The 13,807-nt window shown below is 63.8% G+C and carries 15 protein-coding genes; 7 read left to right on the top strand and 8 right to left on the bottom strand.

Annotated elements, in window-relative coordinates; all coding sequences use genetic code 11:
- Window positions 1-11: 11 nt before the first annotated feature.
- The 8 genes from IFU00_04100 to flgB all read right to left on the bottom strand — a co-directional run bounded on the left by IFU00_04100 (window position 12) and on the right by flgB (window position 6,541).
- Window positions 12-1,124 carry a flagellar basal body P-ring protein FlgI gene (locus IFU00_04100; GenBank protein ID MBD8541463.1) on the bottom strand — a complete coding sequence of 371 codons (1,113 nt, stop codon included), beginning with the start codon at window positions 1,122-1,124 and terminating at the stop codon, window positions 12-14.
- Window positions 1,125-1,136: 12 nt separating this feature from the next.
- Window positions 1,137-1,784, bottom strand: a complete 648-nt coding sequence (locus IFU00_04095) for a flagellar basal body L-ring protein FlgH (protein MBD8541462.1) — start codon at window positions 1,782-1,784, stop codon at window positions 1,137-1,139.
- Window positions 1,785-1,799: 15 nt separating this feature from the next.
- Entirely contained in the window at window positions 1,800-2,582 is a 783-nt protein-coding gene (flgG, locus tag IFU00_04090; protein MBD8541461.1) for a flagellar basal-body rod protein FlgG, read from the bottom strand.
- A gap of 64 nt (window positions 2,583-2,646) precedes the next feature.
- Complete coding sequence (gene flgF / locus IFU00_04085; GenBank protein MBD8541460.1) at window positions 2,647-3,387, bottom strand: flagellar basal-body rod protein FlgF; 741 nt, start codon at window positions 3,385-3,387, stop codon at window positions 2,647-2,649.
- A 19-nt stretch (window positions 3,388-3,406) separates the two neighbouring features.
- On the bottom strand, window positions 3,407-4,933 hold the full coding sequence (locus tag IFU00_04080) for a flagellar hook protein FlgE (protein ID MBD8541459.1): 1,527 nt from the start codon (window positions 4,931-4,933) through the stop codon (window positions 3,407-3,409).
- 41 nt (window positions 4,934-4,974) lie between these two features.
- Window positions 4,975-5,691: a flagellar hook assembly protein FlgD gene (locus tag IFU00_04075; protein MBD8541458.1), complete on the bottom strand. Its 717-nt coding sequence runs from the start codon at window positions 5,689-5,691 to the stop codon at window positions 4,975-4,977.
- A gap of 20 nt (window positions 5,692-5,711) precedes the next feature.
- A complete protein-coding gene (gene flgC, locus IFU00_04070; GenBank protein MBD8541457.1) occupies window positions 5,712-6,113 on the bottom strand; it encodes a flagellar basal body rod protein FlgC in 402 nt (133 codons plus the stop codon).
- Window positions 6,114-6,124: 11 nt separating this feature from the next.
- Window positions 6,125-6,541 carry a flagellar basal body rod protein FlgB gene (flgB, locus tag IFU00_04065; GenBank protein MBD8541456.1) on the bottom strand — a complete coding sequence of 139 codons (417 nt, stop codon included), beginning with the start codon at window positions 6,539-6,541 and terminating at the stop codon, window positions 6,125-6,127.
- Between the two features lie 167 nt (window positions 6,542-6,708).
- Here flgB and flgA point away from each other — a divergent pair, with 167 nt between their 5' ends.
- The 7 genes from flgA (at window position 6,709) to IFU00_04030 (ending at window position 13,806) form a co-directional block, all read left to right on the top strand.
- Window positions 6,709-7,407, top strand: coding sequence for a flagellar basal body P-ring formation protein FlgA (gene flgA, locus IFU00_04060; GenBank protein ID MBD8541455.1), 699 nt, complete (start codon window positions 6,709-6,711; stop codon window positions 7,405-7,407).
- 116 nt (window positions 7,408-7,523) lie between these two features.
- Complete coding sequence (gene flgM, locus IFU00_04055) at window positions 7,524-7,838, top strand: flagellar biosynthesis anti-sigma factor FlgM (GenBank protein MBD8541454.1); 315 nt, start codon at window positions 7,524-7,526, stop codon at window positions 7,836-7,838.
- 3 nt (window positions 7,839-7,841) lie between these two features.
- Entirely contained in the window at window positions 7,842-8,312 is a 471-nt protein-coding gene (locus tag IFU00_04050; protein MBD8541453.1) for a flagellar protein FlgN, read from the top strand.
- A gap of 174 nt (window positions 8,313-8,486) precedes the next feature.
- Window positions 8,487-9,722, top strand: a complete 1,236-nt coding sequence (locus IFU00_04045) for a GGDEF domain-containing protein (GenBank protein ID MBD8541452.1) — start codon at window positions 8,487-8,489, stop codon at window positions 9,720-9,722.
- Between the two features lie 96 nt (window positions 9,723-9,818).
- Window positions 9,819-10,166 (top strand): hypothetical protein, encoded by a 348-nt coding sequence (locus tag IFU00_04040; protein ID MBD8541451.1) that lies wholly within the window; start codon window positions 9,819-9,821, stop codon window positions 10,164-10,166.
- Between the two features lie 560 nt (window positions 10,167-10,726).
- Window positions 10,727-11,767, top strand: a complete 1,041-nt coding sequence (locus tag IFU00_04035) for a DUF4214 domain-containing protein (GenBank protein MBD8541450.1) — start codon at window positions 10,727-10,729, stop codon at window positions 11,765-11,767.
- A 170-nt stretch (window positions 11,768-11,937) separates the two neighbouring features.
- Window positions 11,938-13,806: a glycosyltransferase gene (locus tag IFU00_04030; GenBank protein ID MBD8541449.1), complete on the top strand. Its 1,869-nt coding sequence runs from the start codon at window positions 11,938-11,940 to the stop codon at window positions 13,804-13,806.
- The last annotated feature ends 1 nt before the right edge of the window (window position 13,807 follow it).

The following is a 13,807-nucleotide window of genomic DNA, read 5'->3' as shown; positions in this document are numbered from 1 at the left end:
TGTCTCTCGATTTAGATGATTTCGAGCTCGGCGCGCAGCGAACCGGCGGCCTTGAGCGCTTGCAGGATGGCCAGCAAGTCTTGCGGGGTGGTGCCGATCGAGTTCATCGCCTTGACCACTTCGGCCAGCGACGCCCCGCCCTTCACGTTGATCATCTGGCCAGGTTCTTTCTTGATCTCGACCGACTGGTTCTGCGTGACGACGGTCTGGCCGCCGGCCAGTGCGTTCGGCTGGCTCACCTGCGTATCCGAGCCAATGGTGATCGACAGGTTGCCGTGCGAAATCGCGCAGTTATCCAGCATCACGGCGCGGTTCATCACGACCGACCCGGTGCGGGCGTTCATGATGACCTTGGCCGAGGCCAGCGGCTGATTGACGTCGATCTGTTCGAGCATGCCCAGGAAGGCCACGCGCTGGTCGCTCGACGACGGGGTGCGCACGCGCACCACGCGCCCGTCCAGGGCCGTGGCGATGCCGGGACCGAACTGGTCGTTGACGGCGTCGACGACGCGCGCGGCAGTGGCGAAATCGGTCTCTTTCAGTTCCAGGCGAATCTGGTTGTTCTCGCCCAGGTTCGATGCGACGGCGCGCTCGACCGTGGCGCCGGCCGAGATACGGCCGACGGCGAGGTGATTGACCTGCACCTGCGCGCCGCCGCCCTGCGCCTGCACGCCCACGCCGCCGACCACCAGGTTGCCCTGGGCCATGGCGTAGACCTGGCCATCGGCGCCATGCAGCGGCGCCATCAGGAGCGTGCCGCCACGCAGGCTCTTGGCGTTACCGATCGACGACACGGTGATGTCGAGCGTCTGGCCCGGCTGGGCAAACGCCGGCAGCGAGGTCGTGACCATCACGGCCGCCACGTTCTTCAGTTGCAGCTGGGTGCCGGCCGGCAGGTTGACGCCCTTCTGTTGCAGCATCGCGCGGATCGACTGCACGGTGAACGGCGTCTGGCTGGTCTGGTCGCCGGTGCCATCCAGGCCCACGACGATGCCGTAGCCGGACAACTGGTTCTGACGCACGCCGGCGATGGTGGCCAGGTCCTTCAGGCGCTCGGCCTGGGCCAGGGGGGCGATGCCGCCAAAAGCGGCAGCCAGCAAGACAACGGAAGCAAATTTACGCATGGGTGTGGCCTTTTAGAACGGCAGCATCGACAGGAAGAAACGCGACAGCATCGACGTCACTTCGGCGCGATCCAGGCGGCTGTTGGTACGGTATTCGACGCGCGCATCGGCGATCACGTTGGACGAGACCATGTTGCCGGCCTGGATCGTGTCGGGGCTGACCATCCCCGAGAAGCGGATGAATTCGGTGCCCTTGTTCATCGCGACCTGCTTTTCGCCGGCCACGATCAGGTTCCCGTTCGGCAGCACTTCGGTGACGGTCACGCCGATCGTGCCGGTGAAGTTGTTCGACGCGCTCTGGTTGTCGCCATCGGCAAACTTGGTGCCCGATTCCAGCGCCACGCCGGCACCGATCACGCCAGCCAGCACGCCCGGTGCGGTGAAGCTCGCGCTGCCGGTCTTGTTGCCCGAACTCGCGCCGGCCTTGGTTGCCGTCGTGCGCTCGCTGATATTGACGGTCAACAGGTCGCCGATATGACGGGCGCGGCGGTCTTCGAACATCGGCCGGTAGCTGTTGACGTTGAAGATCGCGCCATCGGTGGCCGGAGCGCCATCGACCAGCATCGGACGCGCGCTGGTCGGGCCCTGCACGATGGTGGTGGGGGTGGCGGCGCAACCGGCGAGCAATACCAGCGCAGCGAACGAAGTCAGGATTTTCATGATGTCTGTAGAAAATTAAAGCTGCGACAGTTTTTGCAGCATCTGGTCGGATGTCGTGATCGCCTTGCTGTTGATCTCATACGCGCGCTGGGTCTGGATCATCGCGACCATTTCCTCGACCACATTGACGTTCGACGATTCCACATAGCCCTGCATGATGTTGCCGGCGCCATTCGTGCCCGGCACGTTCAGGTTCGGGTTACCCGATGCGGTGGTTTCGGTGTACAGATTCTCGCCGCGCGACTCGAGGCCGGCCGGGTTGATGAAGGTGGCCAGTTGCAGCGCGCCGATCTGGGTGGTGGCGGTTTCGCCGGAGACAGTGACCGATACGGTGCCGTCACGGCCCACCGTGATCGACTGGGCATTGACCGGCACAGTGATCGGCGGCTGGATGACGAAGCCGCTCGAAGTCACCAGTTGACCGTTCTGGTCTTTCTGGAACGAGCCGTCGCGGGTGTAGGCCTGGGTGCCGTCCGGCATCAACACAGGGAAGTAGCCAGGACCGTTGACCATCACGTCCTTGTCGTTGCCGGTCAGCTGGGGATTACCCTGCGTGTGGATGCGCTCGGTGGCGACGGTGCGCACACCGGTACCGATCTGCAGGCCCGACGGCAGATTCGTCTGTTGGGACGATTGCGCACCTGGCTGGCGCACATTCTGGTACAGCAAGTCCTCGAACACGGCGCGCGACTTCTTGAAGCCGTTGGTGCTGACGTTGGCGAGGTTGTTCGAGATGACGTCGAGATTGGTCTGCTGGGCTTCCAGGCCGGTCTTGGCGATGTAGAGCGAACGGATCATTGCATTCTCCTATTGGTGGCAGGCGAATGCCTCCACGGACAATAGAATTATGCAGCGGCAACACTTAATTCAAAGCGAGGATCTGGGTGGCTTTCGCCGCGTTGTTCTCGGCGTTCTTCAGCAAGCTCATTTGCGTGTCAAAAGAACGTGCCAGAGCAATCATGTCGACCATGCAATCGACCGGATTGACGTTGCTGCCCTCGAGCGCGCCGCCCGCCACCTGCACGGTCGGGTCGGCCTGGACCGGCGCGCCGTTCTTGACGCGAAACAGTCCGTCGTCGCCGCGCACCATGTCGCCCTGCGGCGGATTGACCAGCTTCAGGCGGCCGATCACCGTCGGCGCGGCCGGTGTGTCGACGTTGGAGATGGTCGAGATGGTGCCGTCGCCGCCGATCGTCACCGTGGCGTCGGGCGGGACCGTGATCGGCCCGCCTTCACCCGCAATCGTCTGGCCGCCCGGCGTTTGCAGCACGCCGTTCGGGCTCATCTGAAGCGAGCCGTTGCGGGTGTAGGCCTCGGTGCCATCGGGCATCTGCAGCGCCAGCCAGCCCTGCCCCTTCACCGCCACATCCAGATCGCGCCCCGTGGCCTGCAGCGGACCGGCCGCAAAGTCGTTGCCGGCGGTCGAGTCGACGACGAACGCGCGGGTCGGCATGCCCGGCCCCTGCACCGGCGCCGCACGGAACATGTCGATCTGGGCACGAAAGCCCGTCGTGCTCACGTTGGCCAGGTTGTTGGACGTCGTGGCTTGCTGCTCGAGGATGTGCTTGGCGCCGGAGGCGGCGGTGTAGATCAGGCGGTCCATGGTGTTTTCCTAGATGTGTTTAACGCAGGTTCACCAGCGTCTGCAACACCGAATCCTGCGTCTTGATCGTTTGCGCATTGGCCTGGTAGACGCGCTGCGCGGTGATCATGTTGACCAGCTCGGCGGTCAGGTCGACGCTCGATGCTTCGGTGGCCGACGCCTGCAGCACGCCCAGGCCACCGGTACCGGCAGTCCCCATCAGCGGGATGCCGGAGTTGGACGACTCGGCCCAGGCGTTGTTGCCCAGCGGCTGCAAGCCGTTCGGGTTGGTGAAGTTGGCAAGCACGACCTGGCCCAGGACCTTGGTCTGGCCGTTGCTGTACTGGCCCAGGATGCTGCCGTCGGCGCCGGTGGAGAAGCGCTGCAGCGAACCCGGCTTGTAGCCGTCCTGCGCCAGGAACTTTTCGCTGGTGGTGGTGCCGTACTGGGTGGTGCCGGCGAAATCGATCTGCACCGGCAATTTCAGTTCGGCGCCGGTCGATGGCACGATTGGAATATTGATATTGAATCTGCCGGCGGTACCCGTGCTGGCCAGGTTCAGCGCGCCATTGGTGTCGAACTTGAGCGTGCCGATGGATTTCGGCTCCATCTTGAGCGCCTTGGCAATCGCGGCGTCGATCTGCACCGGGGTGGCGCCCGGGATCGCGGCGGCGGCCGCTGCGGCCGCGCGCACTTCGGTCAGGTTGTCGGGGGTGGCCAGGTTGCCGGCGCCCGTCACGACCGCATTGGCGGCGTCGGTGGCGTAGGTACCAATGGCCGTGGCCAGCGTGGCGGCCACAGGCGGCACGACCTTGCTTGCCGTATCCCAGGCGTTGCGCGAGGCGACCGCGGTCGGGTCGGTCTGGGCCTTGCCGACCGCGTCCAGCGCGCCGATCTCGGTGCCGTCCTTGGCCGCGTACACGTTCCAGGTACCGTCGCCGGTCGGCGACTTGACATAGAAGGTCGACAGCGTGTGCGAGTTGCCCAGCGTGTCGTACACGCTCATCGGCACCTGCTTGTTGTAGGTGTCCGGATCGGCCGGATCGAATTCGGTTTTCTTCGGCGTGCTGGCACGCGAATCGAGCTGGAGCTGGATCTGCACTTCCGACGTGACCTTCGGTGGCTGGTCGGCGGTATCGATCTTGAGCGGCACGGCGGTGCCGGCGGCCAGCAGGCCGTTGGCGCCCAGGCCATAGCCGGTCAGCTTGGCGCCCTGGGCGTTGACGATGAAGCCCTCTTTGTCGAGCGAGAACTGGCCATTGCGCGAGTATTGCGTCACGCCGGCCTGCTCGATGCGGAAGAAACCGGCGCCGTTGATGGCGATATCGAGCGGGTTGCTCGAGGCTTCGACGTTACCCTGCGTGAACTGCTGGGCGATGGCGGCGGTCTTCACGCCGATACCGGCAGTCATGCCGCCCGCGCCGTTGAGCGCATTGGCGTAGACGTCGGCAAACTGGGTGGTCGACCCCTTGAAGCCGACCGTGCTGGCGTTGGCGATGTTGTTACCGATAACGTCGAGCGATTTGGCAGCAGCGTTCAAGCCGCTCAAGCCTTGTTGGAAAGACATGGTGATGCTCCAGTATAAGGTGAGAGAGTAAGCGGCCTGGCTTACAGAACTTGTTTAATGTCGGCGAGGGAAACAGCGCCCTTGCCCGGCAGGTTCAGCTTGACGCCGTCCTTGCCATTCGTCGTGACGCTGGCCACGCTGTCGAATGACAGGGTCTTGGCGTCGGTGAGCTGTTCGCCCGCGCGTGTTGCGATCACGCGGAAGGTGTAGTTCCCATCTGGCAGCACGACCGGCTTGCCATTGGCGTCCAGGTTGTTCGGGTCGGGGACACCATCCCACGCAACCGGCACGATCCCGGCTTTCTGCTCGCCCAGGTCGATCGCCGCCACATCCTTGCCCGTGGCCTTGTCGACGACCACGACCTGCAGCTTGTCGGCCGGGCTGTCCAGCTCGACGCCCAGGATCGCCTGGCCCTTCGACAGCAGGATGCCATTGCCTTCGACCAGCACGCCGTGGCCGATCAGATTCGTCGCCGACAGCGATTCGCTCGACTGGTAGCTGGCCTTCAGCGACTCCAGCGTGGTATTGAGCTTATTTACGCCGGTGACGGTCTGCAACTGGGCCAGCTGGCTCGTCATCTGCGCGTTGTCCATCGGATTGAGCGGATCCTGGTTCTTCAACTGGGTCACGAGTAGCGTCATGAACTTGTCGGTGTCGGCCTGGACGCCGTCTTCGGCGGTCTTCGCCTTGGCGTTCATGGTCGCCTGCAGGCTGGAAATATCGGACGTTGCGGTCGAGCTGGTAATTGGGCTGGTCATGGTATCGATCTGTGAGGCGCTTACTGGCCGATGGTCAGGGTCTTGAGCAGCATGGTCTTGGCTGCATTCATGGTTTCGACGTTGGTCTGGTACGAGCGCGAGGCGGACAGCATATTGACCATCTCGTCGACCACGTTCACGTTCGGCATCGATACATAGCCCTTGTCGTCGGCCATCGGATGCTTGGGGTCGTACACCTGCTTGAGCGGCGACGGGTCTTCGACCACTTCGCGCACGCGCACGCCGGTCGCGCCCGAGGCGGTGGGTACCGACTCGAACACGACCGACTTGGCGCGATAGGCTTCGCCCGACGGCGACGTGGCGCTGTCGGCATTGGCCAGGTTGCTGGCCACCGTATTCAGGCGCTGCGCCTGGGCGCTCATGGCCGAACCGGACACATTAAAAATATTAAACAGCGACATGGCGAGTTTCCTTATTGGCCCTGGATTGCGCTCAGGAGGCCCTTGATCTGGCTGTTGATCATATTGATCCCGGCCTCGTAGCGCAGCGCGTTGTCGGCAAACTGATTGCGCTCCACGTCCATGTCGACCGTGTTGCCGTCGACACTGCCCTGCACCACGCCGCGGTACAGCACCGGCGTGCCGTTGGCCAGCGTGTCGCCGGTGGGAGCGCCATGCGCCATGTGGTTGGTGTTGGTGGTGTTCATCGCACCGCCCGGCTTGCTGCCTGCCATCGCCCCCTGCAATGCTGCCGCGAAATCGATGTCGCGCGCCTTGTAGTTGGGGGTGTCGGCATTGGCGATATTGGACGCCAGCAGTTCCTGGCGCTGTGAGCGCAGGGACAATGCCGTTTCATTAAAACGCATGTAGTCGTCGAGTTTGCCGATCATGCCGCCTCCGGGCTGTGCTTTGTTGGGACAGAAGCGATCATACGGTTCGGTTCGCCACACCAATCGACGGAGAAGAGCGACCATTCCCCCCGCTATTCAAAGTTTCACTACGGAATCATTCGACCTAAGATAGCAGCATTCCCGAATCTCAGCCTGAACACCAGACCATGACATCCCAACTTGTCGCTTTTTCGCTGCTGGCACTTGTATACAGTGGTGCGCAGGCCCAGCAGGGGGCAAACAGCCGCCAGCAGCCCGAGGCCGTGCGCGCCGTGGCGGAGCAGTTCCTGACCACCCAGAGCGCCGGCCTGCCGGGCCAGGTAAGCGTGAAGGTCGGCGCGATCGATCAGCGCCTGAGCCTGCCCGCCTGCCCGGCGCCGGAAGCCTTCCAGCAACCGGGCGCCCGCCCCTGGGGCAAGACCACGGTGGGCGTGCGCTGCACCGCGCCGGCATGGACGCTGTATGTGCAGGCCCAGGTCAGTGTGGTGGCCGAGTATGTGGCGGCCGGCGTGCCGCTGGCCCAGGGCCAGCCACTGTTGCCGGGTCAGCTGGTGATGGTGAAAGGCGATATCGCCGCCATGCCCAACGGGATCATCACCGACATGGCGCAGGCGCTGGGCCGTGCACCTACGGTATCGCTGCCTGCCGGCACGGCGCTGCGCGTGGACGCCCTGCGCAGCCAGGCCGTCATCAAGCAGGGTCAGGCAGTACGGCTGGTATCGCGCGGCTCGAACTTTTCGGTAAGCAGCGAAGCCAAGGCGATCAACAATGCCAGCGATGGCCAGATCGTCCAGGTGCGCACGACGGCCGGCCGGATCATCAGCGGCACCGCGCGCGATGGCGGGACCGTGGAAATCGTTTTATAGGAATTGCGTTGTTCTCTTCGTCGAATCGGTGTTGATTGCTAAAGTTTGTAAAGGCGCGGCCGTTACAATGAGCAGATCCCGGAGCTTGTGCTCCGCGCACCGAGAAGGATGAAGCCGTGAAAATCAACGATACACTCAAGAGCAACCCTGGCCTTCAACCCGCCACCACGCAGACGAACAATGCGCGTGGCGCTGACAAGGCGGCAACCACCGCGCCCCTGACCGGTGCGCAAACCGACAGCGTGCGCCTGTCCCCGCAAGGCCAGGCCATGGCAAGCAGCGTCGGCGGCGGCGCAGCCGTATTCGACGCCAAGAAAGTAGAACGTATCAAGATGGCCATCGCCGATGGCCAGTTCCAAGTCAACTCCGAGAAAGTGGCTGACGGCTTGCTAGACACCGTACGCGACTTGCTCCATTCGAGACAACGCTAAACCATGACCACCAGCCCGTTCCAGACCCTCGCCGCCGAACACCATCACCTCACCGCCCTGCTGGCGTTGATGAAGCAAGAGCAGCAATCCCTGGTGTCGCTCGATGCCGACACCCTGGCCGAGCTGACCACGCGCAAGAATGCGATGCTGGCCGACCTGGCCTCGTTGTCGCAACAGCGCCACGCGGCACTGGCCGCGGCGGGCTGCGATGCATCGGAAGCGGGTATGGAACCCTGGCTGGCAGTCAATGATGACGGCGACGTACGGCAACAATGGGAGCGCATGCTCGACGCTGCGCGCGAAGCAAAAGAACTCAACCGCGTCAATGGCATGCTGATCAACAAGCAGCTGGCGCACAACCAGGGCGTGCTCAACGCCCTGCGCACCCCGACCAACGCACCGACCGGCACCATCTACGGCGCCAGCGGTCAGACCATGGGCGTGGGCGTCTCCAAACGCTACGTCATCGGCTGAAAGCCGGCGCGGGCAAGGCCGCTGTAGCGGCTCGCCACGTTAAAATAAAGTAATTGAACAACGGCGCCAAATAAGCGCACGGCCTGGATACAACGACGGCATAATACCGGCTCAGTTCGGTTTGCCCCCTCTTTGTCCATCACTGCGCATCCCATTGCGCCAGGCCCGTTCGCCATGCTCGCCACTCAGCAGATCTTCCTGATCGCGTCCCTGCTTTGCTTTCTCGTCTATCTTGCGTTGGTGTCGGCGGGCTCGCAATCGCTGCGCGGCATGCGTGCAATGCGCGCCGCCGCGCTGTTGGGACTGCTTGGCAACCTGCTCTATGCCTTTGGCCGTGAACTGCCGACCCTGCTGGGCTACGAACTGGCGAACATGACCTATTCCGGCGCCGGCGCGGCCCTTGCCGCCGGTTATCGCCAGCTGGCCGGCCGCCAGGCGCCTGTCAAGTCGCTGACTTTGCTGGTCGCTGCGGTCGGCGTCCTGACCGTGGTGTTTCATGACTGGTTCGACTCGTTCACGTTGCGCAGCGCCGTCGTCTCGCTGTTCCAGGCCGGCGTCTGCGTGGACATCGCGCACAGCGTGCTTGCCGGGCGCGGCGAGCAGCAGCGCCGCTCGCACGGCCAGGTGCACCTGCAAGGCCCCGGACAGCAGCACGTGCAGCGCTTCGTGCTGCTCATGTGCGTGCTGGTGGCCGGCGGCCATGGCGTGCGCATGCTCTGGCTGCTGGTCGCGGCCAATCCACCGACCTCGCTGCTGCAGCCAAGCACCGTCAGCCTGGCGATCCTGACCGTCGCCGCACTGGCACTGCCCGCACTGACCCTCGGCGGACTCTTGACCCTGCACCGCCACATCGTGCACCAGGCTGAATACATCGCAAACCACGATCACCTGACCGGCGCCTGGTCGCGCAAGGCGTTCTTCGAGATCGCCGAACGCGAGACGGCGCGCGCCAGGCACCGGCGCCAGCCACTGGCACTGATGCTCATCGACCTCGACCATTTCAAGGCGATCAACGACAGCGCCGGCCACGAAGCGGGCGACATCGCGTTGCAGCTGGTGGCCACCAGCGCGCGCGAGACGCTGCGCGCCGTCGACTGCATCGCCCGCCTGGGCGGCGATGAATTCGCGGTGCTGCTGCCAGGCGCGGATCTGGCGCGCGCCAGCACGGTGGGCAAGGCGCTGGCGGAGGCGCTGCGCGCGGTCACCAGCACGATGCCGGCCGCGCAACGCCGGCTGACCCTGAGTATTGGCGCGACTGTCACGCTGGACGGGGAACCGTTCAAGACGACGCTGGCGCGCGCCGACTCCGCGCTGTACGCCGCCAAGTCGGCCGGGCGCGACCAGGTAATTGCACTGGCCCCGCCGCTGCACGCCGTGCGGCCGGCGTCGAAGGTCAGCGCCAGCCGCTGAGCGACCAGTCCTACGTCGGGACGCTCTTTGCTCCTATTGGGAAGCCAGGATGGTGCACCCAGATGTATTGCATACCAACGCATCCAGGAGAGCAGCATGAACAACGACAATACCAACAATCCAAAAGATACCGACGTGCGTGACGGCGGCCTGCGCGGCGGCGGTCCTGATTCATACGCCGGCTTTGTGGCGAATGACGCCGACGGCGATTCGAGCATCGGCCATGCTGCGAAGGGCGACAGCCATTCGGGCATCAACAGCAATTTCGCGAAGGCCTCGCCGGAGAGTAATGTGGGCCCAGCCGGCGCGCCGCAGGCCAGTCATGGACACGCGACGGGTGACGTGCCGGGTGGCTCGCGGCCCAAGGCGCCGGGTGAGCCGGGTGGTGCGGCAGCAGATGGTGGCGCCGATACATCGGCGTCGGAATCCGGGCGCGATCGCTGATTCAGCACACGAACGGCGGACTTTCGTTTCCGCCGTTTCACATTTTTGCAACACTCTTACGCGCGGCGCCCTGCCGCGCGTTGTCGTTGACGCGCAGCCCCGCCTTTTCTGCGCCAACGCCGCTTGCATCATCGTTCAACATCTCTCAATAAAATTGCTATCCAGCACGGATACCAACTGTCGGAAAGTGTTGTATTTTTTGGTTATTGAACGAAAAACGTGCTGCACTGCACGATTAAACATTGAATTCTGCACCCTCCACAGTAAAGTTACTCCAGATGAACATGCACCAACTCTCTGTATTTACGGTGTTTTCACCCAATCTGGGTGCGTGACAATTAGTTGGATGTTGAGACATTTGGTGAGAATATCCGCACAATTTCTCTGTAGAATCTGAACAGGATCGTGTTGGTTTTTAGAACAGATGTCCTGAACGCTCTGCCATATCCACACTGAATAATTCTTAGGTACGTCGCGTACTGGCCAGCCCTGGCCGTGCATGCTTGTCCCCTGGAGCACCCGGCGAAACCGGGAAACTTTAATCCTTTTAGGAGTAGTGAATGTACGATAGCAACGCCCAAGCAGTTAGCAGCGCGCTGACCGCCACCTCGACCGAAGTCTTCAACGCCGCCACGATCCAACAGATCCTGTCGCTGGTGACGTCGCCAACCGACACCAAAGTCGTCGTCGACACCACCACCGTCGCCAACAACGCCACCGTTACCGGCGCTGCTGGTGTTGAAGTCCTGTTCGTGAACACCGCGCCAAACGCAGTGACGAATGTCACCCTGACCGGTGATACGCCAGTCGTGTTCTTCCAGGGCGCTGGTGGCGTGAATGCTACTGTCGGTACCGCTCCTACTGCTAACACCGCTGAAGCTGGCGCATCGCTGGCAACCGTTGCTGGCGTGGACATCGAGCGCGTCATCGTGGGCACCGCAGGCGCCGACACCATCACCATCGTTGACGGCAAGAACACCCAAGTCATCGTTGGCGATAAAGACACGGTCGTTGCAGGCACGGGCCAACTGGTCGTGAACGCAACCCAGGGCACCAGCAAAGTGACCGGTAACGACGAAACAGTCATCGTGACCGCTGGCGTTGAAGATGACTTCACCATCATCACCAACAATGGCATGTCGAAAATCACCAACACGAAGACCAACGTGTCGGTTGAATTCACCGATGTCGACTTCGTCCAGCTGAACGGCACCGACGCGCTGATCTTCGCAGACAACGCTGACCAGGCCGTCGTTGCCCATATCTACCAGGCGCTGCTGGGTCGTACCGCTGATGCTGGTGGCCTCGACTTCTGGTTCGACCGTGCTGATGCAGGGGCTGCTCTGACCTCGATCGCCATGGGCTTCATGGACGCTGCCGAGTACACCGGTGAAACGCAGACCAACGCGCAATTCATCGATGCACTGTATGACGGCCTGCTGGACCGTGATGGCGATGCCGCCGGCACCGCATTCTGGACGGCTCAGCTGACCGCCGGCATGTCGCGCGCTGCAGTCGCTGTCGAGTTCGTCGAAGCAGTGATGTCGGGTATCGAAACCGAAATCGTCGGTAGCGTCACCATCGTCGATCCAATCGGCTAAGCAGTCGTACTATGCAGCATCCAAAAGGGGGCCCCGCCCCCTTTTTCCTCACTTCGTGCACGTCCCGCTTGCGGGACGATGCATTACTGACGCGAGCGCTTGAACTGTTCGCGGCGGGCCACCACGCCGATGCGTTGCTGGCTGCCGAGTACGTCTGTCGCCGTTTTCCCATGAAACGCATTCCAGCCATCTTGCGCGCCAAGATCCTGCAGACGGGCTATCCATCGTTAGCCGCCCGCGCATGGCATGCCGCATGGATGACCGAAGCTGAAAACCCGTTATTACAAGACATCATGCTGCAGAGCTGGCTCAAGAACGGCGGCCGTGCCGACGTCGCCAGCCTGGGCCCTGCATTTTTGCCTGCGCGCTGCCGCGCAGGCCAGCACGCCAGCCTGCTGCCCATCTTGCGCACGGCCGGCGTCGCCCATACCGGCGCCTGCTGGACTGAAGGCGACGCCATCGACGTCATGGTCTTTCTTGGCACCAGCAGTGCGACCGCGCCACGCGCGACCCTGCTGCTCTCCGACGAAACCACTCAATACCAGTTCGAGATCCCCGGCGACGGCACGCGGGCACGCTTGAACCCGCCCCGCCCCGGTGCGGTCTGGTCGATCACTTTGGTGCAACCCGATGGCCGCCGCCAATTGCTGCCCGGCTCGCCATTGGCGTTCTATCCCGCGCCATCGATCCGTGCCGACGCTGCGCCCGACGCCGCCGTGACGGCGACCCCACGCCCGGTATCGATCGTGGTGCCGGTGTACCGCGACCTGGCCCTGGTGCGCGCCTGCATCGAGAGCGTCCGCACGAGCCTCCCGCTGAACCGCACGCCGGCCCGCATCGTCGTGGTCGATGATGCCAGCCCCGAGCCGGCCGTCTCGGCCTGGCTCGACAAGCAAGCCATCAGCGGTGCGATCACGCTGCTGCGCAATCCATGTAACCTCGGTTTTATCGAAACAGTGAACCGCGGCATGCGCATGTTCGATGACCATGACGTGTTGCTGCTCAATGCCGACACGCAGGTCCACGGCGACTGGCTCGACCGCCTGGCCACGGCCCTGTATGCCACGCCGGATGTGGCGTCGGTGACGCCATGGACCAACAATGGCGAGATCAGCAGTTTCCCGGTGATCAGCCAGGCCGCACCGGCGCCCGATACACGCGAACTCGCGTTGATCGACCAGACCGCCGCCGCCGTGCGCGCCGCACCGGGCGGCGCCGACATCGAATTGCCGTCATGCTGCGGCTTCACGATGCTGATCCGCCGCACGGTACTCGACGCCGTTGGCATGCTCGACGGCACCGCGCTCAACCGCGGCTACGGCGAAGAAGTCGACTGGTGCATGCGCGCGCGCGCCGCCGGGTGGCGCCATCTGCAAGCCACCGGCGTCTTCGTGGCCCACGAAGGCACGGTCTCGTTCCGCGCCGAGAAGACCCTGCGCGTGGCGCAGAACCGCGGCGTGGTCGTGGCGCGCTATCCCGATTACTACGGCGAGTTCGCCGCATTCCAGCGCAACGATCCGCTCTGCGGCGCGCGTGACCTGCTGCGCAACGCGCTCGCGCAATCGCGCGCGGCCGCGTGGCTGCGCAAGGCCGAGACGGCCGAATACACAGCCGCGCTGCCCAACACCGTCGCGAAAAAACCGATACCGGCGAACTTGCCGGCACTGGCCTCGTCATACGACCGCATCGCCGTCTGGCGCCACGATCCGCTCGCGCCGATGGCGCGCCAGGTACTGGCGCTGGCGCGCATGATTGCCAGCCGGCCGCAGCTGCGGCTGCGCCTGCTGATTCTTGGCGGCGCCAGCGACGCACTGCTGCATACCGGCGTGGTCGACCAGGTTCCGGCGCTGCTCGGCGAAGCCCTGCCGCTGCTGGACGATCTGCGCCTGCTCCAGGTGGCCGGCTGCCGCGCCGTGCTGACTGCTTCCCCAGCGGGCTTGCCCTCCCGGGTACGCCCTGTACTTCTCGACGACAGCTTCGATGCTGCCGCGTGGCTGAACAACTGGATGTCCCGCAACCCAGGTGCCAAGGCTGCCTGAC

Origin of the sequence: Oxalobacteraceae sp. CFBP 8761 (genome assembly GCA_014841595.1) — a bacterium.
Classification (GTDB): Bacteria; Pseudomonadota; Gammaproteobacteria; order Burkholderiales; family Burkholderiaceae_D; genus Telluria.
The sequence above is the reverse complement of the archived record's forward strand: the minus strand, read 5'-3'. Positions and strand labels throughout refer to the sequence as shown.

What these genes read in the sequence shown, in the direction of transcription:
- IFU00_04045 (MBD8541452.1), top strand. Translation starts at nt 8,487, where the DNA reads ATGCTCGCCACTCAGCAGATCTTCCTGATCGCGTCCCTGCTTTGCTTT.
- flgC (MBD8541457.1), bottom strand. Translation starts at nt 6,113, where the DNA reads ATGTCGCTGTTTAATATTTTTAATGTGTCCGGTTCGGCCATGAGCGCC.
- IFU00_04040 (MBD8541451.1), top strand. Translation starts at nt 9,819, where the DNA reads ATGAACAACGACAATACCAACAATCCAAAAGATACCGACGTGCGTGAC.
- flgF (MBD8541460.1), bottom strand. Translation starts at nt 3,387, where the DNA reads ATGGACCGCCTGATCTACACCGCCGCCTCCGGCGCCAAGCACATCCTC.
- flgG (MBD8541461.1), bottom strand. Translation starts at nt 2,582, where the DNA reads ATGATCCGTTCGCTCTACATCGCCAAGACCGGCCTGGAAGCCCAGCAG.
- IFU00_04075 (MBD8541458.1), bottom strand. Translation starts at nt 5,691, where the DNA reads ATGACCAGCCCAATTACCAGCTCGACCGCAACGTCCGATATTTCCAGC.
- IFU00_04035 (MBD8541450.1), top strand. Translation starts at nt 10,727, where the DNA reads ATGTACGATAGCAACGCCCAAGCAGTTAGCAGCGCGCTGACCGCCACC.
- IFU00_04080 (MBD8541459.1), bottom strand. Translation starts at nt 4,933, where the DNA reads ATGTCTTTCCAACAAGGCTTGAGCGGCTTGAACGCTGCTGCCAAATCG.
- flgB (MBD8541456.1), bottom strand. Translation starts at nt 6,541, where the DNA reads ATGATCGGCAAACTCGACGACTACATGCGTTTTAATGAAACGGCATTG.
- flgA (MBD8541455.1), top strand. Translation starts at nt 6,709, where the DNA reads ATGACATCCCAACTTGTCGCTTTTTCGCTGCTGGCACTTGTATACAGT.
- IFU00_04095 (MBD8541462.1), bottom strand. Translation starts at nt 1,784, where the DNA reads ATGAAAATCCTGACTTCGTTCGCTGCGCTGGTATTGCTCGCCGGTTGC.
- IFU00_04100 (MBD8541463.1), bottom strand. Translation starts at nt 1,124, where the DNA reads ATGCGTAAATTTGCTTCCGTTGTCTTGCTGGCTGCCGCTTTTGGCGGC.
- IFU00_04050 (MBD8541453.1), top strand. Translation starts at nt 7,842, where the DNA reads ATGACCACCAGCCCGTTCCAGACCCTCGCCGCCGAACACCATCACCTC.
- IFU00_04030 (MBD8541449.1), top strand. Translation starts at nt 11,938, where the DNA reads ATGAAACGCATTCCAGCCATCTTGCGCGCCAAGATCCTGCAGACGGGC.